Genomic DNA, 15021 nt, shown 5'->3' with positions numbered 1-15021 from the left:
TAAATTTTAATTTTACTCATTAGCCTTATATAACCTACTATTCAAGTCTTTTATAAATGGTGAATATTCCTCCACAGCGATGAGTGTTAAAGTTTTTTTCGCTCGTGTCATGGCCACATATAGCTTTTTTCTCTCTCTAGACAAGAATTCTTCTTCATCATCTCCTATATTATGTACCTTATACGGAAGCTTGCCTTTTGTTAAGTCGCTCACAATAACATGATCAAATTCTAAGCCTTTGGATGATTGGTAAGTCATGAGTTTTACACCTGGCGAAACGATATCTGCTTCGTCATCTTTCATTTTATAGATGGGTATTCCTTTTTTCTCGAGATTCTCAGCAATTTTATCAAGTCTATCGTGGCTTGTTGCAATGATTCCAATTGTATCCTCAGGATAGCTACTTCTAATCTTACTGATATGATTCATGATCATTTCTTCTTCAGCCTGAGAGTCTTGGCAAAAATGTAGTTCAGGTTTAAGGCCTTCTATTTCAGGCACGTTGGCTTTATGGTAATCGTGATCTTTAACATATAATTCATCTTTCTCTTGAAAGTCATTTGCCAATTCAATAATTTGCCGAGTTGATCTGAAAGTTTGCTTAAGAATACGACTGCGGTTTCCTACGATGTCGATACCAGACTGCCTCCAAGCAAAATTGCGACGATAGATTTGCTGACCTTTATCTGCACCCACAGTTAAACTCGTTTTGCAGATGGTACGAATGGCTTTCAACTGCATCGTATGGAGATCTTGCGCTTCATCCACAAGGATATGATCTGCTTTCATATTATCAGGAATCTGATCTGCCTTCTCAATGAGAAGCCTAGCTAAGTCATCACCATCTATTCCCTGATGATCTCGGTGATTACTCAAGAGTTCATTATACTTTTCGAGTACATCATAAATGGTTTGGCGGTTGTCTTGAGTGACTCGAATGTCTGTCCCCCTACCCAAGCGCTTAATACCTAGGTATTCTTCTCTGGAAGTAATGCCAGCGCCTTTAATCCACTCGATTTCGCTGCACAGAAATTTAATCAGTGCTCGATCCGTGTTCTGCTCTGTTTTTATATTTGGAAACTTTACGTCAGAACCGTTCTTGTTGATAATATTCTTGGCGAATCTCACCGTCTTCTCTTTATCCTTTGAAAAAATTAAACGTGTATAAGGTTGATCGGTTTCTTTAATTAGTTCATGTGCCCATTGATGAAAAGTTTTAGCTTGCAGTGGGTACCCATTGGTTTTCATGGAGAGCTGTGTCACATAATTGGTAAGTGCTTTGCTGAAGGTCAAAAGCAAAATATTATCAAGCTCATTTTTTTCAGAAAGGAAACAAGCTCTTGCCAGTAGAATGGTGGACTTTCCGCTACCAGGGATGCCTTGGATCAGCAAATCGCCCTCTGGCTTAAATTTGACGCACTGCTTCTGTATCTTCGTTAACTTTACTGATTCCTCACTCATCTTAATATCCTCCTTTTAGAATAGCTCCATTAGCTTTTTGAACTCTTCTTTTGCGGCTTCTTCCGCTTGTTCCTGTTCTCTCGTTGTTTGATCAATTTTGTTTCTCTCTTCTTCTATGAAACCTTCACCGAATTCTTCTTGGATCCGACTGTAATATGTTTCATGCTCAACATTATCTGAATCAATGCATTCATCTAAAAAGCTTTCATGATGAACCCCTTTTCGCCCAAGAATAAATAACCTTTCTTTAGCGCGAGTGATACCGACATAAAATAAACGTCTTTCTTCTGCAATATCCGGATTGCTCCCATGAGGGAAATTCCGGTCTCCCAAATATAGTATAAAGACGACAGGATACTCTAAACCTTTTGATGCGTGAACCGTTTGGACCGTCACCTTTTCTCCTTCGGCTTGCTCCTGAGGTTGATCTTCTTCCAGCTCTACAGCAAAATCAATTAATTCGTCGATGTCAGATGCTCCTTGATTCATACTATCTTTAATGAAATCTATAAATGCATTATTTGTTTCTTTTTCCAAAAGCTTAGGCAGGACTTCCTCCAGAAGGTCATCACTGTATTCAGACTCAAGTTCATAAATATATTCGAATAAATTTGTACCTTTGGCACTCGAAGACGTAATTTTACTATAGCCGATACCGTTCGCTTCTAACTCGCGACAAACGACTTCACACTGTTGAGAATAGTTTGAGTTTTTTCTATATAAGATGCAAATTTCAGAAGGCTTGTATGCTTTGGTATGTATAAGCGTCCGGATGGTGTTAGCTATGTAAGTAGCTGCTAGCTTTATTGATTGAGTTTCGACAACGCTCGGTTTATAACTGCTTTTTGTTTCATAAGGAAACAAATTATCTTCCTTCATAAAGTCATTAGCAAGTCCAATTACTTCATTGGTTGATCGATAGTTCTTTACTAGTTTGATCTCAGAAAATTTTTCTTTATCCTTTGAGAGGAAGTAATCTGAGAACCGATCCATGTTTCCATTGTTTGAACCATTGAATGTATAAATTGTCTGATTTTTATCTCCTACAACTGCTACATGATGTTTATCGTTTAAAACAGAGAATAATAGCATTTCTTGCGCCATTGAACTATCTTGATATTCGTCAACAAAGATATAATCGTATTTTGATGATATTTTTTCAAAAGTTCTTCTATTTAGTTTTAGTAATCGGATTGCTTCAGTAATCATTCCTTGGAAATCTGTAGTGTTTCTAAACTTTTCAAGTTTATCGACTCTAAACCAAAAAGTTTTCAAGTCTTTTCCACTAATACATATTCTCCCGTCAGTATAGGATGTGTGGCTAAATTTTTGATTGGAGTCAATTTTGTTATAGTGTTCAAAGATGGTTCCCGTTACTCCATCACCTTGTCGGACTTGAGTATAAACAATTGCAAGTGCTTTATTTACTGCTTCTCTGTTCTGATACTCTGTGCATAATCCATCTATTAGATTAGCGTCTAAATCAATAAATGACTCCGTATTAATTCTTTCAAAACCGAAGCGGAACTTCGACTCTTTTTCCTCTATCCCATATTTAATAATACGATGTGCTAAACCATGAAAAGTGAGGACGTTAGGTTTTCCTCCATAACCAAGTATGTCTGAGAAGTCATCAAGCTTAGATAAAAGTTGTTTTTTAGCAGATCTAGAAAATGAAACACCAAGTATTTTATTGATATCGATTCCTAATTCACTCTGAACATAGAGAATCTTTGCGGCCAATGTTGTAGTTTTACCAGTTCCTGGTCCTGCGTTGATTTTTAAGTACTTACATGTACTCTTTACGGCTTGCTCCTGTTCCCAATTCAAGATGTCCAAGATTTTCGACATATGCTTACACCCTTTTGATTATTTAATATTACTACCATTATTTTAGCAAATTTAGTAAACTATTTACTAGGTCTATTTATATATGATGAAAGGAAGTGTCGAAATGTGTGTGAAAAAAGAAGCGGTAGAGGTAAGAAAAAGGCTAGTAGATAGACTTCGTTATGAAATGGTTGGACCTAGTAGTGAAAAAGAATTAATTTCGAGTAAGCCTCTGCAGAAGTACATAGCCGGCATTTTGTGGCCAATGAAGTCAAATATTGTCACGACCGAAGACGAAAATGATGCTGCGATGCAAGGAAAAGATGTAGACAAAGAAACGATTGAGTCTATTGCACCTCTAGCAAATGCGATGAATCCCTCGGCAATCGGTATGTCCTTTCTGGTTGATATTGGTTCGCCACTATTAGCTGTAGATATCAGCCTTGGCATGTACATTGAAAAAGGCGATCGAGTGTGGGAGAGAGTACCATATGGATTAACAAAAGAGACTATTAATTTAGCTGAGGAGATTGGGATCAAAAGAATTAAGGTAATACCTAAGTTAAATATACATAATGAAGTTCAGACACAAGGAACCGTGCAACTAGAATGGATTACACGACGCTATCATAATTGTTATGCAGTAAGCTTGTTTATCGTGAACCGGCATACACAGGAAACGGATGAACATGACGTGGATAGCAAATGTTTATTTCAACCTAAAATAACGATAGAAAGCCTTGGATCTCCTTCCATCATGGTACGCAATGCTTTCTCTAACAATGAAAAGGGCTTCCAAGATGAGGATACGAAAACAAATGAACTGCTTTATCGAGATGAATCTGCATATGGCGTAGGTCATAGCGTAGCCGTTCATTGGAGCAAGGTTGACAAGCATCAGAAGAAGGCTGGTAGGCTTGAGACGGAGGTCATTCCAGATTATGAAATTCCTATGGTTATACCTCCTAGCTGGAATCAAGGCGGTACGTTGGATATGAAAGAGCTGGGCAACATGCTTACAGCTAAAGAAGTTGAACAAGCACTATTACCGTTACTAGAAGCATATGGAGAGTGGATCAAGGAAAGAAAAGGTGAAATTGACGATTTAGAGGATCACAAAGAAACAGCTATACAACATATGAAAAAATGTGATGCATCTTTAAAAAGAATGTATGAGGGACTAGCTATTTTAAAACATAACGAAAACGCCTTTGCTTCTTTTATATTTGCAAACCAAGTTATGTCCAATCAACGTGCTCATACGGTAGTTGCAGAAGGCGGTAGCGAAAGAATAGAGGATGTTGAATCTATATGGCACCCTTTCCAAATTGCTTTCTTCCTTCAAAACCTAAAGGGAACAGTCGATCCTACATCAGAAGATAGACAAATTGCCGATTTGCTATGGTTCCCAACTGGCGGTGGTAAGACAGAGGCGTACCTCGGACTGGCTGCATTTACTCTGGGTTATAGAAGATTGACGTATTCGAATAATTTTCGAACAGATGCAGGTGTTTCTGTCATCATGCGTTATACGCTGCGCCTGCTTACGGTCCAACAATTTCAAAGAGCGACTGCAATGATTTGTGCTTGTGAAGAAATTAGAAGAGCGAATCCTGATAAATGGGGTACCAGACCTTACCGTATTGGCCTCTGGGTGGGGAAGGCCAGTGCTCCTAATAATTACGATGATGCGAAAAAGGTGATTCAAAGTAAAATTAAAGCAGGAATGAACAAATCAGAAAGTATAAATATTGATCTGTCTAATGGTACACCAATTCAATTTGTTTCCTGCCCTTGGTGTGGTAGCAAAATGGTAGACGATAAAAAGCCGACGACCTTTCAAAAGGCTTATAAGAATAAAGACAGGAAACGTAGAATTCAAATATATTGTGTCAACGAGAAATGCTCTTTTAATAAGAAAAATTCCAATGACGAAGGGTTGCCGGTTTTGATTACGGATGAGGAGATCTATCGTTTGTTGCCGGACCTCGTGATTGGGACAGTCGATAAATTTGCCCGTATGCCTTGGCAACCTGAAGTTCAAAATCTATTCGGAAAAGTAAAAGGTGAAGTAGAAGGCTGGGGTTTTATCTCAAACGGCGAGTCAAGAGAGCAGAATTTTGCTAAAAACGTAGCGGGGCACCTAAACATCAGCGATTCTACTCCTGTGCATCCACCTAACTTGATCATTCAAGATGAATTGCATTTGATTTCGGGGCCGCTTGGAACTATGGTAGGGCTTTATGAAACGGCGATCGATTACTTGTCTTCTGTTGAAGAGGATGGAACAAGAATAGGCCCTAAAATTGTTGCATCAACAGCAACCATTCGAAATGCTGATAAGCAAATAGCTGGTCTTTATACGAGAAAAACACAAATATTCCCAAGCCCTGGAATCTCACATGCTGACTCATTCTTTGCCCAGCAGCGGGATTTGACGGAGGAACCGGGACGTCTGTATGTTGGATTATTTGCTCCAGGTAGAAGTATGAAGACATTGTTGTTAAGAGTCTACGCAAATCTATTGGCGAGTGTTAGCAATATGGAAGGGCAGCACGCAACTAAGGCTCTTGATCCGTATTATACACTCGTTGGGTATTTTAATAGCCTAAGAGAATTAGGTGGTGCCGTACGTCTAATTGAAGATGACGTGCCCGCTCGTATGAGAACTCTTGAAAATCAACATGGGGAAGAAGAGTCGTACCAATTTACGCAGAGAGTGTTGGAGCGGGACGTTCCTGAATTGACGAGTCGTATTAACTCGAGTGAAATTCCTAGTATACTAGACAAGTTGCAGCAGCCTTATTACAAGAAGAACGATAAGGGATTAACACCAATTGATGTTTTGTTGGCAAGTAACATGATATCTGTTGGTGTGGACGTTTCACGCTTAGGCTTGATGGCAGTAAATGGACAACCGAAGACTACAGCGGAATATATACAGTCTACCAGTAGAGTGGGCCGTAAATTCCCGGGATTGGTAATAACATCTTATAATTGGGCGCGGCCAAGAGATATTTCGCATTATGAAGAGTTTTATGCATATCATTCAGCTCTGTACCAATATGTGGAGCCAATCAGTGTGACTCCTTTTGCTTCACGTGCCAGAGACAGGGGTATGGCAGCTGTGTTGGTTTCTATGATTAGACTGAATAATCCAGAGTTTACTTCGGATGGTAGTGCTAGTATGCCATTTGAGCATGATGGCCTTTTTGAAGAAGTTACGAAAGTTTTTCTCGAAAGGGCTAAGAAAATGGGGTTGACTCCAGCGGCGATCCAAAAGCATTTAGACGAATTGATCAAAGCATGGGAAAATGATGCAGATAAAAGTAGGCTGAATTACAATAATTCGAGTAAGAATGAGACTGAAACGAACCTTTTGTATCCGATTGGAAGCTCGAAACAAGGAAGAACATTTAAAACACCTAATTCCATGAGAGATGTTGAGCCCACTGCAGGTATTTATATAAAGAAATAGAAAGGATGAGCGATATGTCTGATCGAGTCGGGGAGCTTAGACCGAGCCAATTTATTACGACATTTGGACCCGGTGCCATTGTGGATTTACCGAACTACTCCGTGATTATGGCTGGAACAGATCAATGGGATAACTTACATGTGTCCCAAGCTCCAGATATTGAAGAGCATAGACTGAAAAAGAAACTTGGGATTAAACAGATCAAATCAATCCCTACAGGTGAAAGGAAAGCTACACTTCCAGCCTATCGCTTCCCTGGGTACCATGTCTGTCCCAATTGTAGAAAGTTGGGTACACGTAATGGTAGAGACTTTTTTGAAGAAAAGAATGTTTTATATTGTAAGAATCCCGATAATGGGAAGGATGAACCTTGTCCGACAGTGAAAACTCACCCAGTCCGGTTTATAACTGCATGTAAGAAAGGTCACATTGATGATTTTCCGTGGTTTTTTTATGTGCACCAAAATGATGCATTTGATTCAAAAGAATGCAAACTATACTTAGAAGATAAGGGTGAGACAGGTTCTCTGAAGGACTTAATTGTCTCATGTAAAACATGCAAAAAGAAAAGGTCGATCAGCGATGCATTATCTGAGAAGAATGTTTTGGGGCATTGCAGTGGCAGAAGACCATGGCTGAACGATCGTGATGATATGTGTGAAGAGCAAAGAAAATTGCTTCTGCGTGGTGCGTCGAATATATATTTCTCTGTGGTGGAGAGCTCTATTGTTATACCGCAACAGACCGATTCAGATTTAAGGGATTATATTAAGGCGAATATCGATTTTACTGATAAAGAACTTGTAACAAATAGAAAAGTTTTCGATTCTGTTAATTCAAGGAAGCCTGATATTAAAAGGCTTGGCTTGGATAAGGTTTGGAAGGTTGTACAGCAGTTGAAAGACGGTACAAACACAGCGGAAATCGATGACGACCTGAGAAGGCCGGAATACAACGCCTTGCTAACAGAGCAATACAACTATGAACATAGAGATTTTGAAGTCGAAGCGGCAGATGTACCGGAACGCTTTTCAGGTTTGGTATCCAATTTAATTCAAGTAAAGCGATTGAAAGAAGTAATGGTACTGAGAGGATTTACCAGGATTCATCCCGCGCCAGATGTAACAGAACGCTTATCCAGTAAAACTGAAGAAGAAGAGCTGAATAACGCGGTAGAAATGGCGCCGATCAGTGCAGATAAAGATTCCGATTGGCTACCTGGTGTGGAAACATATGGGGAAGGAATCTTTCTAACACTTAATACAGAGAAGTTAGACGAATGGGAAGAAACCAAGGGAGATTATGCGGCAGTTGTAGAAGGGGCCCATCAAAATATGTACAAGGAAAGAGACGTGCCCGAAGAGGCCATTCCTCCTTTTAAAGGATTGCGATATGTATTATTGCACACGCTCTCTCACGCCCTCATAAGAGAACTAACCTTGCACTCTGGCTACTCATCTTCCGCTCTTAAAGAGAGAATTTACTCTGATAAAGAGGCAGGTATGGCAGGCATTCTCATTTACACATCAACCGTCGATTCTGAAGGGAGTCTTGGAGGACTGGTAGAACTGGGTAATAAAGCCAAATTTGAAGCCATCATGGCAAGGGCTTTGGCAGCTGCTGGTTACTGTTCGGGAGATCCACAATGTGGCGAATATGATGAGCATACACTGACTAATGTAAATGGTGCAGCATGTCATAGCTGTATGCTCATTTCAGAGATTTCATGTGAAAGCTCAAATAGATATTTGGATCGAGCGCTTTTAGTAGAAACCATTGCAAATAAGGATAGGGCGTTTTTTGGTGGATAAGATAATTATAACGGAGATTGTACGTTTCGTTCATCAATGTCTACAAGAAGGAAATCATGAGTTCTTTCATCAATGGATGAAGGAACTCTCTTCCTTAGAAATGCAGGAATCGTCTCATATGCCCCAATCAGAGATTAATTTTCCATTTAGTTTTGAACATGGAGTGTATGAAATTATACGAGCGGCATCGAAAAATCAGATGAGCACTGGGCAATTAATTGATAATTTACAAGTTGCATATGAAATGGCTCAATATACATTGGATACACAGCCGCTTATTACACCAGTGTGGACAGGACCAGTTTACGAAAATCAATTGATTTCTACACAAACATTTCCAGCAGTTAAAGAATTGATTGATGCCGCAAACCAAGAGATTTTTATAGTCGGTTACAGCTTTTCATTTAGCTATGGTGAGTTGAAACATGTGTTGAGCAGCATATTAGATGCAGCAAAAAGGAACTGCCGTATCACGCTCATCGTAAACAATGAAGAGCGAAACTTTCAGACACTCAAAAATAATTGGAATGAAGACAGCCTGCATTTATTAAATATATACAGCTGGTTGGGGAATAATTCAACTGGTTATACCAGTCTTCATTCAAAATTAATCATTACAGACCGGAGAAAAATGTTGTTAACATCAGCAAATTTTTCTTATCATGGTTTTGTGAAAAATATAGAAACAGGTGTGATAATCGAGCAACATGAAGTCGTCAATACTTTCTGGAGGCAATTTCGCTCTTTATTGGAGAATAATCAAATCAAAAAAATATTTTAGTTTGTTGGGAAGTCACTATGGATAGTTTGAAGGTTCTTATTTTTGTTTGTCAGTGGGGAAAGACCGAGCAGCTTGTCAAGCATTATTGAATTATTTAGGAGAAAGTAAGGTAATTGGGGAAGACAAAATGAAAGCAGAAGTGAAGTAGAAAATGTGCAAAAAATTATTTTATGGGAACTTTGTAGGGTTATTGTCCGCCAAAGTTTTATATTAGAAGGGTATGGAGAGTTATTCATTCCTCCATACCCTATTATTTAGAATTTAGGCATTCATAACGCAGATTAGCATAGATAAATAGAAAAAAGGAGACTTCCATGAGCTTCAAAGCTGACTTTAAACGTGAAATGCGTAACGTAATAAAAGACGTAGAAAAAGAAATAAATAAAACATGGAAAATTGATTATAAAGGGCATTCTATAGAAATTATAAACCAAATAAAAGAAGAGCAACTAATCATTGATGGCATGACAGTTGATAGAAAACAGCGAAAAAGTGTATTGTCTCAAATGATTCCATACTCGAAATTGTCGGGGATATTGGAATTTCATGATGGTATTAAACACAAGGTGTCCGTTAAACTTGGCGGTTATGTACGATTTCGTTGTATTGTGAAAGTAGATCATGAAACGGTTTTAGATGATTCAATGAAGATAGAATTTCTCCCATGGGATCATAAAGAGAAAATCGTCCCCTTTATTCAACAACAAATTCAAACACATCTTAAAATAGTAGACGACCGTTTACCCGATGAAGACTTTTTATTTGACGACAATGAACCACGATTGGCTCCCGGTTTATCTGATTATCATGTAGATGAACGACCTTCCTCTTTTTATGTGAAGAAATTATTGAAGCTTTTTGAAAAACAACTAAATCATCCTACAAATGAAACAAGAAAGAAAACATATGAAAAAATTATTTCTAACAATATGGCGAGCCGTAGTAGTGAATTAATTGAACGATTTCAACAAACACAATGGGATGAGTCACTTGTGCAGCAAGAAGCGTTATGGCTTCTTGAACATGCAGCACATCGGGAGGTCGTCAAATTTGCGGTCACGATATTGGGATGTACGAACTGCGAAAAATACAAAGAGCTCTTATTCACGTTAGGAATGCATGAAGAATTTACTTCTTATGTCGTGTTTGCATTGAAGAATGGCACAATTCAAGGAAACGAACATGTCTGGCGTCTTGCAAAGTCCGTTGATGGATGGGGGAAGATTTCGGCTGTTGAGCAATTGGAAGCATCGACGCCAGAAATAAAACGTTGGTTACTAACAAAGGGCTGCAAAAATACAATCATGAATGAATACTCAGCTTATACTTGCGCTCTTAATGGTGATCTAGAAACCGCTTTATCAGAAGATGAAATTTCCAAAGAATTATATGATGGAGCGAGTCTCATCATTCAAGCATTATTAGAAGATGAGGTTTCTATCTACGGAATCGATGAGTATCCAAATGCAAGCTCAGTTCTCTGCCGATTTATTCACCATGCTCATAAGCACTGCCAAGCAATTGAGGACTTTTATCCAATTTTGAAAATAAATGAGTTTTTAAATGATGATCAAGAGATTTGGGAATACCGATTGAATGATTCATGGAAACAGGACGAACATGAGGCTGTCCAAGAGGCGGTTCAACCGTTTATCAATGACAGTAGATGGCCAAAGCTTGCAAACGATACGTTACAACAGAGTTTTAGCTCTCAAGCACTTAAAATCGCTCTCTTTTATCGTTTAGATGTGATTGAACATCTATTTGCTTTACTTGAGAAAGATCCGGCAAATAGTGAAATATACTTTGCTGTGATGGACACAAATCATCACCAGCATATTAGAGAGCTTTGCACATTTGCAGAAACACATTTATCGTTATCAAACCTCTCCGATGATGAAGTGGCTTGTCTACAATATATTGTGCAAGATTTATATGAACACGAAGGTGTAGGATTGTCATTGATTCAAGCTGCACTTAGATCAGATGATGGAAATTTACATTATCATGCTTTAAGTGTATTAAAAGAATGGTCTCCTTCGTATTCGCAGCAAGCGGCCACAAGAGAATCGATTGAACATATTGCTGTGAAGACAAAGGATAAGGAAGATCGAAAGTTAGCCAAATACTTATTAAAGAAATAGGATTCGGTTTACCTTCGCACTACGAGAATAAAATCTGAATATTAGAAAGCAGGCACACCATGCACACAATCAAAAAAATAGGCCAAACCTTCTCCTACATCACACCAGTATCACTCACCGACCGCCCCATCCTAGGCATGGTCGTAGGCAATAACAAAACATTAATGATCGATGCCGGAAACTCAGAAGATCATGCGAACTATTTTATCCAAAAAACTTTAAAACACGAGAACGCCACGCCCGATATGGTTGTCCTCACGCATTGGCATTGGGATCATATTTTTGGTCTGCCGGCGTTGTTTCGTGCGATTTCAATTGCTTCTGCAAAAACCAGAAAGGAAATGGAGAAGCTTCTTCCGTTTTCTTGGTCAGATGAGGCGATTGATGAGCGGGTGAGGGAAGGAACGGAGATTGAGTTCTGCGCGAAGGCGATAAAAGAAGAGTATCAGGATCATCGAGACATTCAGGTGGTTTTACCGGATGTCACGTTTGACCGTCGGATGGAAATTGATCTTGGCGGGGTTACTTGCGTCGTGCAACATGTTGGAGGCGATCATGCTGCAGATTCAGTGATCGTGTATGTGAAAGAAGAAAAAATCCTGTTTCTTGGTGATTGCATTTATCCGAAAATGTATGCCGAAAAAGTACATTATACGGTGAAAGAAATTTTGCGTCTTTTAGATGAGTTAGACGCATTTGATGCCGATATGTATATTCCTTCACATCAACGGCCGTGGTCAAAAGAAGAGTTTCGTCAGGAAACAGACAAGCTTAGGATGATGGCGAAATTCACTGATCTTTATGGTGGAGATCAGCAGAGAATCACGAATGAATATCAAAAGTACGTGAACAGAGAACTGAAAGAAGATGAATTAGAAACGATTGCTTACTTTGTAAATGGTTATTAAATGATTGCGGTAACTAAACAGAAAAAGTCTCATTTGAGCGATTTCCCTCAAATGAGACTTTTTTATTTTTTATAGTAAACCTACAACATCTTCTGCAACACGAATTGTGACAGACGTGTTTTTGGCATTAATAATAATGACACAATCCCAAGTCGGCATAATTTGCAGTTCATCATTCTCATCAATACGGATAATTCCTTTAAATTCAACAGTCTGTTCTAGAAAGACCATTTTTTTCTGTATCATCTTTTACTGCTGTTAAATGTTCAGGATAGTGAACTGTCCAATCAAAAAAACGGCCTATTCCTTCTGTTGAACCCGATTGTGACACAAGTGTGTTTGACTAAAGATCAAGAAATTATCTTCAAATAAATCCCCCTTCGAAAAAATATACTATTATTTTGTATAAGTTTACTTTACTTTTATAAATGATTAGTTTATTATTTTTTTAAGAGGTGATGGATATGAAGGGAGATTTTGGTGATTCGATATCTAATAAGGTTTATGAATATCGGGTGCTTTCCAGAATGTCTCAGCAAGAGCTTGCTGAGAAAGTCGGTGTTTCTAAACAAACCATTTTCGTAATGGAAAAAGGAAATTATGTTCCTACTTTATTGTTAGCTTTTCGTATTGCGAATTTCTTCAAAGTTGATGTTAACGATATTTTTACTTATGTGAAAGGAAATGAGAAGAATGGAAAATAAGGCATCTCTTACAAATACAATCTTTTATCCTTTAAAAACCTGGGTGGAGACATCAACTGGTAATTGGAACATGCTTCTTGGTATTGGGTTTGCAATGCTTTCAGTGGGATTGATTTTAACATTTATATTCCTTAAACGAATTGGAAAGAGTGATGAGAGGACAAATCAAATTACTTTAAAATGTTGCCTCTACATGTTATTCGGAGTCATTTTATGTGACGTGATTTTTCCAAAGGAATATATGTGGCAAATCTTCTTTTTATTTAAATACTCTATTGTAGTTCTTGCTTCAGGAGTTTATCTAGCCGTTCGATATAAGAAAGATTTTAGCTAAAGATATCAATTCGCTTTAAGCTGAATTCACAAAAAGTCCCCTCCACTAAGTTCGAGGGGTCTTTTTAATTAAACTTAGGCATTTAACCAAATGTAATTTGAAGATAACTTCTGATGTCATGTTCAGTTGGTAGATGATGGGAATAAGTTTTATATAATGGTATCGAAGGGTGTGAACAACATGATCAAGATGAATTTGAAAAATACACAGATTTACACAAGAAGAAGTGGCTGAGAAAATTGGTGTTTCAAGGCAAGCTGTTGCGAAATGGGAATCGGGAGAAACTGTACCGGATATCAAAGGCTTTGGCTGAATTATATGGCGTTGCTTTGGATGATCTCGTGAATAATTTGGATGGTACAGAAGTGGCAGGGGTGAAACCAAAAGGGAAACGCATGTTTGGACTTGTGAAGGTTGGCGAACGCGGGCAAATTGTCATTCCCAAAAAAGCGAGGGAGATATTCAACATCTGTCCTGGAGACAGTTTGTTGTGATGTTGGGCGATGAAGCTCAAGGAATTGCCATTGTAAGAAATGAGGACTTCTTGCAGTTTGCTGATCAGATATATAAGGCACAGGAAGGTCAGAAGGCTGAGGAATGATTGCGATTCAAACAAAGAATCTAACAAAGAAATTCGAAGAAAAGATTGCAGTCGATTCTCTTAATCTTTCAATTGAACAAGGCGAACTTTTTACTTTACTTGGAGTGAATGGTGCCGGTAAAACGACAACGATCAAGATGTTGACCTGTCTTAGTATCCCTACTACCGGCGATGCAACGATCCTTGGTAACAGTATTGTTTCTAATCCCTACGCAGTAAAAAAACAGATTAATGTTTCACCACAGGAAACGTCAGTAGTGGTGGGTGATCGGATATATGTTTGTGATAGTAGCTATTTCCATTTTTGCTTTTAAAAAGAAAATGAATGGGGAAAACGCTTAGTTTGATACAGTTTTTGTGAAGAAATTTACAGCTGGGTTATCCGGGCCTTTTTCTGTATGATAAACTTTAATGAAGTTGTCATTTGAGTAGAGGGAGGTACATATGAAACAACTCTATATGAAGCAAAAGGTATTTAGTCTAAGCGGCAGGTTTACGGTAAAGGATCAGCAGGAGAACGATGTGTATGTAGTCGAGGGCAGCTTTATGAAAGTGCCGAAGACGTTCACCATTCTGAATACAGAACGAGAAGAAATTGCTGTGATTACGAAGAAAATGTTTAGCTTTTTACCGAAGTTTTTAGTAGAAGTTGGTGGTCAAGAAGTATTGACGATCAAAAAAGAGTTTACGTTCTTTAAAGCAAAATATTCAATTGATGCTGCGGGTGTAGAAGTGCAGGGTAACTGGTGGGATATGAATTTCCAAGTGCTGCAAAGCGGCGAAGTGATCGGCCAGGTGAAGAAGGAATGGTTTACTTGGGGTGACAGCTATAAGGTTGATATTTTAAAAGAAGAGATGGAGCCTGTGATGATTGCGCTCGTTGTTGCGATTGATTGTGTGAAGGCTGATGAAGCAGCGTCTAGGTCTTCGTCGTCGACAACGACGAATTAGACAAATATGTTCTTAAAG

At 38.5% G+C, this 15021-nt stretch carries 12 protein-coding genes and 1 pseudogene; 10 read left to right on the top strand and 3 right to left on the bottom strand.

Annotated features, from left to right (window positions below):
• Window positions 1–12 precede the first annotated feature (12 nt).
• Window positions 13–1461, bottom strand: coding sequence for a 3'-5' exonuclease (locus tag MHH54_RS18545; protein WP_100325695.1), 1449 nt, complete (start codon window positions 1459–1461; stop codon window positions 13–15).
• A gap of 15 nt (window positions 1462–1476) precedes the next feature.
• Window positions 1477–3312, bottom strand: a complete 1836-nt coding sequence (locus tag MHH54_RS18540; RefSeq protein ID WP_342500539.1) for an ATP-dependent helicase — start codon at window positions 3310–3312, stop codon at window positions 1477–1479.
• A gap of 103 nt (window positions 3313–3415) precedes the next feature.
• Here MHH54_RS18540 and drmA point away from each other — a divergent pair, with 103 nt between their 5' ends.
• The 5 genes from drmA (at window position 3416) to MHH54_RS18515 (ending at window position 12413) form a co-directional block, all read left to right on the top strand.
• On the top strand, window positions 3416–6769 hold the full coding sequence (drmA, locus tag MHH54_RS18535) for a DISARM system helicase DrmA (RefSeq protein WP_342500538.1): 3354 nt from the start codon (window positions 3416–3418) through the stop codon (window positions 6767–6769).
• A gap of 14 nt (window positions 6770–6783) precedes the next feature.
• On the top strand, window positions 6784–8580 hold the full coding sequence (locus MHH54_RS18530; protein WP_342500537.1) for a DUF1998 domain-containing protein: 1797 nt from the start codon (window positions 6784–6786) through the stop codon (window positions 8578–8580).
• The gene (locus MHH54_RS18525; RefSeq protein WP_342500536.1) at window positions 8573–9361 is read left to right on the top strand and encodes a phospholipase D-like domain-containing protein; all 789 of its coding nucleotides are present in this window, start codon (window positions 8573–8575) and stop codon (window positions 9359–9361) included. The genes MHH54_RS18530 and MHH54_RS18525 overlap by 8 nt, the downstream gene beginning before the upstream one ends.
• A 314-nt stretch (window positions 9362–9675) precedes the next feature.
• Window positions 9676–11505 (top strand): hypothetical protein, encoded by a 1830-nt coding sequence (locus MHH54_RS18520; protein ID WP_342500535.1) that lies wholly within the window; start codon window positions 9676–9678, stop codon window positions 11503–11505.
• A gap of 59 nt (window positions 11506–11564) precedes the next feature.
• Window positions 11565–12413 carry an MBL fold metallo-hydrolase gene (locus MHH54_RS18515; RefSeq protein WP_342500534.1) on the top strand — a complete coding sequence of 283 codons (849 nt, stop codon included), beginning with the start codon at window positions 11565–11567 and terminating at the stop codon, window positions 12411–12413.
• A gap of 69 nt (window positions 12414–12482) precedes the next feature.
• On the opposite strand, the gene MHH54_RS18510 is transcribed toward MHH54_RS18515, so the two are convergent.
• Window positions 12483–12659 carry a hypothetical protein gene (locus tag MHH54_RS18510; protein ID WP_342500533.1) on the bottom strand — a complete coding sequence of 59 codons (177 nt, stop codon included), beginning with the start codon at window positions 12657–12659 and terminating at the stop codon, window positions 12483–12485.
• A gap of 218 nt (window positions 12660–12877) precedes the next feature.
• Here MHH54_RS18510 and MHH54_RS18505 point away from each other — a divergent pair, with 218 nt between their 5' ends.
• The 5 genes and pseudogenes from MHH54_RS18505 to MHH54_RS18485 all read left to right on the top strand — a co-directional run bounded on the left by MHH54_RS18505 (window position 12878) and on the right by MHH54_RS18485 (window position 15003).
• Window positions 12878–13117 carry a helix-turn-helix transcriptional regulator gene (locus MHH54_RS18505; RefSeq protein WP_189282603.1) on the top strand — a complete coding sequence of 80 codons (240 nt, stop codon included), beginning with the start codon at window positions 12878–12880 and terminating at the stop codon, window positions 13115–13117.
• Window positions 13107–13451, top strand: a complete 345-nt coding sequence (locus MHH54_RS18500; RefSeq protein ID WP_106065903.1) for a DUF2178 domain-containing protein — start codon at window positions 13107–13109, stop codon at window positions 13449–13451. Before MHH54_RS18505 ends, MHH54_RS18500 begins: the two co-directional genes overlap by 11 nt.
• 239 nt (window positions 13452–13690) lie before the next feature.
• Complete coding sequence (locus MHH54_RS18495; protein ID WP_342500532.1) at window positions 13691–13945, top strand: AbrB/MazE/SpoVT family DNA-binding domain-containing protein; 255 nt, start codon at window positions 13691–13693, stop codon at window positions 13943–13945.
• Between the two features lie 103 nt (window positions 13946–14048).
• A pseudogene (locus tag MHH54_RS18490) lies at window positions 14049–14309 on the top strand (ATP-binding cassette domain-containing protein); the annotation flags it as partial.
• Between the two features lie 187 nt (window positions 14310–14496).
• Window positions 14497–15003 carry an LURP-one-related family protein gene (locus MHH54_RS18485; protein ID WP_044139087.1) on the top strand — a complete coding sequence of 169 codons (507 nt, stop codon included), beginning with the start codon at window positions 14497–14499 and terminating at the stop codon, window positions 15001–15003.
• Window positions 15004–15021 lie beyond the last annotated feature (18 nt).

The sequence above is a fragment of the Bacillus sp. FSL K6-4563 genome (assembly GCF_038630405.1).
GTDB lineage: Bacteria > Bacillota > Bacilli > Bacillales > Bacillaceae > Bacillus > Bacillus pumilus.
This window is presented reverse-complemented; position numbering and strand designations above follow the sequence as displayed.

Coding starts and splice junctions, on each gene's coding strand:
- MHH54_RS18515 (WP_342500534.1), top strand. CDS start 11,565: ATGCACACAATCAAAAAAATAGGCCAAACCTTCTCCTACATCACACCA.
- MHH54_RS18505 (WP_189282603.1), top strand. CDS start 12,878: ATGAAGGGAGATTTTGGTGATTCGATATCTAATAAGGTTTATGAATAT.
- MHH54_RS18545 (WP_100325695.1), bottom strand. CDS start 1,461: ATGAGTGAGGAATCAGTAAAGTTAACGAAGATACAGAAGCAGTGCGTC.
- MHH54_RS18540 (WP_342500539.1), bottom strand. CDS start 3,312: ATGTCGAAAATCTTGGACATCTTGAATTGGGAACAGGAGCAAGCCGTA.
- MHH54_RS18520 (WP_342500535.1), top strand. CDS start 9,676: ATGAGCTTCAAAGCTGACTTTAAACGTGAAATGCGTAACGTAATAAAA.
- MHH54_RS18510 (WP_342500533.1), bottom strand. CDS start 12,659: ATGATACAGAAAAAAATGGTCTTTCTAGAACAGACTGTTGAATTTAAA.
- drmA (WP_342500538.1), top strand. CDS start 3,416: ATGTGTGTGAAAAAAGAAGCGGTAGAGGTAAGAAAAAGGCTAGTAGAT.
- MHH54_RS18500 (WP_106065903.1), top strand. CDS start 13,107: ATGGAAAATAAGGCATCTCTTACAAATACAATCTTTTATCCTTTAAAA.
- MHH54_RS18530 (WP_342500537.1), top strand. CDS start 6,784: ATGTCTGATCGAGTCGGGGAGCTTAGACCGAGCCAATTTATTACGACA.
- MHH54_RS18485 (WP_044139087.1), top strand. CDS start 14,497: ATGAAACAACTCTATATGAAGCAAAAGGTATTTAGTCTAAGCGGCAGG.